The sequence below is a fragment of the Nocardia sp. NPDC059764 genome, assembly GCF_042732555.1.
Classification (GTDB): domain Bacteria; phylum Actinomycetota; class Actinomycetes; order Mycobacteriales; family Mycobacteriaceae; genus Nocardia.
Genome location: NZ_JBHWHH010000296.1, coordinates 1 through 4,705 on the forward strand (window position 1 = coordinate 1; position 4,705 = coordinate 4,705).

5 protein-coding genes and 2 tRNA genes are annotated in these 4,705 nt (G+C 67.6%); all 7 read left to right on the plus strand.

What is annotated here, in order from left to right:
- Positions 1 to 2 precede the first annotated feature (2 nt).
- The 7 genes from ACFV4K_RS34695 to ACFV4K_RS34725 all read left to right on the plus strand — a co-directional run bounded on the left by ACFV4K_RS34695 (position 3) and on the right by ACFV4K_RS34725 (position 4,699).
- Complete coding sequence (locus ACFV4K_RS34695) at positions 3 to 902, plus strand: DUF3566 domain-containing protein (protein WP_379280543.1); 900 nt, start codon at positions 3 to 5, stop codon at positions 900 to 902.
- Positions 903 to 1,040: 138 nt separating this feature from the next.
- A tRNA-Ile gene (locus ACFV4K_RS34700) sits at positions 1,041 to 1,114 on the plus strand.
- Positions 1,115 to 1,144: 30 nt separating this feature from the next.
- A tRNA-Ala gene (locus ACFV4K_RS34705) sits at positions 1,145 to 1,217 on the plus strand.
- A gap of 61 nt (positions 1,218 to 1,278) precedes the next feature.
- Positions 1,279 to 1,386: a DLW-39 family protein gene (locus ACFV4K_RS34710; protein ID WP_357088480.1), complete on the plus strand. Its 108-nt coding sequence runs from the start codon at positions 1,279 to 1,281 to the stop codon at positions 1,384 to 1,386.
- A 71-nt stretch (positions 1,387 to 1,457) separates the two neighbouring features.
- Complete coding sequence (locus ACFV4K_RS34715; RefSeq protein WP_379280544.1) at positions 1,458 to 2,483, plus strand: adenylate/guanylate cyclase domain-containing protein; 1,026 nt, start codon at positions 1,458 to 1,460, stop codon at positions 2,481 to 2,483.
- A gap of 387 nt (positions 2,484 to 2,870) precedes the next feature.
- Positions 2,871 to 3,860: an ATP-binding cassette domain-containing protein gene (locus tag ACFV4K_RS34720; protein ID WP_379280545.1), complete on the plus strand. Its 990-nt coding sequence runs from the start codon at positions 2,871 to 2,873 to the stop codon at positions 3,858 to 3,860.
- Entirely contained in the window at positions 3,857 to 4,699 is an 843-nt protein-coding gene (locus tag ACFV4K_RS34725) for an ABC transporter permease (protein ID WP_379280546.1), read from the plus strand. The genes ACFV4K_RS34720 and ACFV4K_RS34725 overlap by 4 nt, the downstream gene beginning before the upstream one ends.
- Positions 4,700 to 4,705 lie beyond the last annotated feature (6 nt).

Genomic DNA, 4,705 nt, shown 5'->3' on the forward strand with positions numbered 1-4,705 from the left:
CGATTCCGCCGCGGCCCATTCCGAGGCCGGGCGCGCAGGACGGTGGAACGCCGCAGAATTCCGAATTGCCGGACAAGTCCGGTGATTCGGCCGCCGAGGCCCCCGCGGCCGCCGCGGCGCCCGCCGCCCCCGAGGCGGCGGACGGGCAGGGCGGTTCGCCCTTCCAGGAGGGCTGGTCGCAGCTGCCGCAGCGGGAGCCGCAGTCCAACCTGTACCGCCCGGGCCAGGCCCCGGCGGCGGGCCGGCCGGGGACCAATCCGAGCCTCGGCGGTGGCGGCCTGCAGGGCGGCGGCCTGAACGCCGGTGTCTCCAATGCCCGCACCACCGCCGACCTGGCGGCCAAGGCGGCGCGCAAGGAGGCGGCCATGGTGAAGTCCGTCGGCATCGACGGACCGACCCGCAGCATCTCCCGCCCGGAACTGGTCAAGGATCTGCCGGATCTGTCCGAGCTGCGGCACCCGCTGCCGCCGCCGGAGCCGATCGCGCCGGCCGGTCCGGTCTCGCCGTCCGCCCCCGCGGCGGTGGCGCAGGCCGCGGCCACGGGTGAGCCGCTGCGCGCCACCGTGCAGCTGCGCCACATCGACCCGTGGTCCACGCTGAAGGTCTCGCTGGTGATCAGCGTGGCCATGTTCTTCGTGTGGATGCTGGCGGTCGGCCTGCTGTACCTGGTGCTGGAGGGCATGGGCGTCTGGGAGCGCCTGAACTCCACCTTCACCGACATGGTCTCGGACAACTCCAGCTCGGCGCTCATCGACGCGGGCACGGTCTTCGGCTACGCCGGTGTGATCGGCCTGATCAATGTGGTGCTGCTGACCGCGCTGTCCACGGTCGGGGTGTTCGTCTACAACCAGTGCACCGATCTGGTCGGCGGCGTCCAGGTCACCCTGTCCGATCCGGACTAGGAAACCGCTGTTTCGATCCGCCTGCGACGGCCGGTCAGCCTTGCTTCCGCAAGCCGCTGACCGGCCGTTTTGGTTATCGGTGCCGACGTACGGTAATCTTCTGCCTCGTTCGAGTCACGCACTTCGAACACCCACTAAGGGCCTATAGCTCAGGCGGTTAGAGCGCTTCGCTGATAACGAAGAGGTCGGAGGTTCAAGTCCTCCTAGGCCCACCCACAGGTAAAGAACGAACTGCCTTCCCAGGGGCCTTAGCTCAATTGGCAGAGCACTGCCTTTGCAAGGCAGGGGTTAGGGGTTCGATTCCCCTAGGCTCCACTCCCACAAGCCGCAGACCGCTTCGGTCTGCGGCTTCTGTCGTTGCAGTACTGTGGGATTCATGAAAATCGTGCTCACCATAGTGATCGCCGCCGCCGTCGTTTTCGGGATCAGCAAACTGCGTCAGCGCAATGACGCCGACCTGTGGCATGAGGTCACCACGCGCTGACCGCCTCGAATTTGGCTGTGACACGGAACAAGCGGCGGTTTTCCATCCGATTCACGCCGTAAGGTCGAGAGATGGCGTCCACAGAGATCTCCGAGCTGGTGCGGTCCGTGGTCGAGCCATATCTGTTGAGCGGCCCGCGCCGGTACAACCGGCATCAGGTCGCGGATCTGACCGGGTTGCCCAACAATGTCACCCGCCGCCTGTGGGTGGCGTTGGGCTTCCCGGCCGATCCGGACGACGAGGCCGTGGAGTACAGCGACTCCGATGTCGAGGCCGCCCAGACCTTCGCCAAGTTGCACGTGCTGGCCACCGCCGACACGCACCGCCAGACCACGGCCGCGCGGACGCTGGGGCGGTCCATGGCGCGGCTGGCGGAGTGGCAGGTCGATCTGGTGACCGAGGAGATCCTGGACCGGATCACGACCATCACGCGCGAGCAGCCGGACATCGATCCGAAGGAAGCCGCGCGTATCGCCACCGACGAGGTGGTCACCGAATTCGAGACCTTGCAGCGCTACGCCTTCCGCAGACACTTGGACGCCGCGCTGGCGCGGTCGCTGGACGGGGGAGCGGCGGCGGGGGACACGGTTCGCGTACTGGCCGTCGGATTCGCCGACATGGTCGGTTACACCCGCCTGACCCGCCACCTGGAGGCCGATGAGCTGTCGGCGCTGTTGGAGGCCTTCGAGACGGCCACCAGCAACGCCATCGTCGCCAATGGCGGCTGGGTGATCAAGAACGTGGGCGACGAGGTCATGTTCGCGGCGGCGACGGCCACCGACGGGGCGCGGATCGCGCTCGCGGTGCAGGAGGCCGCCATCGCCTCGCACGGCGTCACCCAGGAGCTGCGGGTGGGTCTGGCCTACGGGGAGGTGTTGCAGCGCTTCGGCGACCTCTACGGGTCGACGGTGAACACGGCGGCGCGGCTCACCGGTGTGGCCCGGCCGGGCACGGTGCTGGTGGACGACGGGGCCGCCGCGGCCATCGAGGCGGATCTGGATTTCACGCTGCGGCATCTGGCCACGGTGCGGGTGAAGGGCATCAACCGGCTGTACGGGCATGTGCTGCGCCGCAATGAGATTCGGCCGCTGGTCTGAGTGGTCCCCGTCGAGGACGTGCTCCGGGAATGGGGGCGGGCCTCGGCGAAGGGGGGGAGTTAGCCGAGGCCCGCGTAAGGTCGGCCCGGGGGGGAGGGGCCGACGGGAACGATCCTACGCGACGAATTCGGATTGTGTGGCTATCGGGGCATCGCGTTCAAAGATTTTTTCGAGGAAAAAGCGCGGTTCTCGGCAGCGAGCTCGGCATCGTGACCGATATGCGTCCTTCGCCGAATTACGTTCGAGTAGTTGACGACTCGCGATCCCGGCCGCCGTCCGCGCCGACACTGGTGAAACTCGGATGACTCACTCCTGCGATCCGGGCATACTGGCCAGACGCCGACGATCGTGTTCGACCGCATCCGTGCAGTTCGGAACAGGAGAATCATGCCTGACGCCATTGTCGCCGAGGGTCTGGTCAAGAGGTACGGCCAGCTGGTCGCCCTCGACGGCCTCGACCTCTCGGTCCCCGAAGGCACCGTGACCGCCCTGCTCGGCCCCAACGGCGCCGGCAAGACCACCGCCGTGCGCGTGCTCACCACGCTGCTCATCCCCGACGCCGGCCATGCCGTCGTCGCCGGGGTGGACGTCCTGCAGGACCCGCAGCGGCTGCGCTCCCGCATCGGCACCTCCGGCCAGTACGCCGCGGTCGACGAATACCTCACCGGCTTCGAGAATCTCGAGATGGTGGGCCGGCTGTACCACATGGGGGTGCGGCGCAGTAAGGAGCGAGCACGCGAGCTGCTGGACCGGTTCCGCCTCGCCGATGCCGCCGACCGTCCGGTCAAGGGTTACTCCGGCGGTATGCGCCGCCGCCTGGACCTGGCGGGCGCGCTGGTCGCGAATCCGCCGGTGCTGTTCCTGGACGAACCCACCACCGGACTGGATCCCCGTGCACGCCTGGACCTCTGGGATGTCATCGAGGAACTGGTGGCGGGCGGCACCACGCTGCTGCTGACCACCCAGTACCTGGAGGAGGCGGACCGGCTGGCCGACTCCATCGCCGTCATCGACCATGGCCGGGTGATCGCGGAGGGCACCTCCGACGAGCTCAAGGCGATGGTGGGCGGCGACCGGATCGAGCTGGTCGTCGATCACGCCGACAATCTCGCGGTGGCGCGGCAGGCGCTGGAAGGCTTGGCGCACGGCGAGATTCGGCTCGAGCCGGGGATGCGGCGGATCATCGTGCCGGTCCGGGACGGCTCGCAGGCGCTGGTGGACGCGATCGGGCAGCTGACCGAGCACGAGGTCCAGATCCGCGACGTGGGGCTGCGCCGGCCCTCGCTCGATGATGTGTTCCTGTCCCTGACCGGACACCAGGCCGAGGAACTGATCAACGGCAATCGATCCGCCGAGGAGAAGGAGGGCGCCCGATGAGCGCCGCGCTCGCCGTCGCCGGAAAGCCTTCGCTCGCACAGCGACTGGCCATGGTGGTGACCGACAGCATCACCATCACCAAACGCAATGTGGTCAAGATCCGGCGGGTGCCGGACGTGCTGATCTTCTCGACGCTGTCGCCGATCATGTTCGTGCTCTTGTTCGCCTACGTCTTCGGCTCGTCGATCCAGTTGCCGGGCACGTCCTATCGCGAGTTCCTGATCGCCGGCATCTTTGCCCAGACCGTGGTGTTCGGCGCGACGTTCACCGGCCTGAGCCTGGCCGAGGACATGCAGAAGGGCATCATCGACCGCTTCCGGTCGCTGCCCATGGCCCCGTCGGCGGTGCTGATCGGGCGCACGCTCTCCGACGTGGTCATCAATGTGGTGAGCCTGGTGGTGATGTCGCTGACCGGGCTGCTGGTGGGCTGGCGGATCCGCGGTTCGTTCCTCGACGCGGTGCTGGCGTACGTGCTGTTGCTGCTGTTCGCGTACGCGGTGTCGTGGATCATGGCGGTGGTCGGCCTGCTGGTGCGTGCGCCGGAGGTCTACAACAACGCCAGCTTCATGGTGATCTTCCCGCTCACGTTCATCGCCAACACCTTCGTGCCGACCGCGAACCTGCCGACGGTGTTACGCGTTGTGGCGGAATGGAATCCGGTGTCGGCCGTGACCCAGGCGACGCGTGAGCTGTTCGGCAACACCTCGCCGATGGGACCGAGCGCGGATGTCTGGCCCATGCGGCATCCGGTCGCGACGACCCTGATGTGGATCGTCGTGATCCTGGCGATCTTCGTGCCGCTCGCCCAGAAGCAGTACAAGCGCTCGGTGAGTCGCTGAGTATCT

What these genes read in the sequence shown, in the direction of transcription:
- ACFV4K_RS34710 (WP_357088480.1), top strand. Translation starts at nt 1,279, where the DNA reads ATGAAAATCGTGCTCACCATAGTGATCGCCGCCGCCGTCGTTTTCGGG.
- ACFV4K_RS34715 (WP_379280544.1), top strand. Translation starts at nt 1,458, where the DNA reads ATGGCGTCCACAGAGATCTCCGAGCTGGTGCGGTCCGTGGTCGAGCCA.
- ACFV4K_RS34720 (WP_379280545.1), top strand. Translation starts at nt 2,871, where the DNA reads ATGCCTGACGCCATTGTCGCCGAGGGTCTGGTCAAGAGGTACGGCCAG.
- ACFV4K_RS34725 (WP_379280546.1), top strand. Translation starts at nt 3,857, where the DNA reads ATGAGCGCCGCGCTCGCCGTCGCCGGAAAGCCTTCGCTCGCACAGCGA.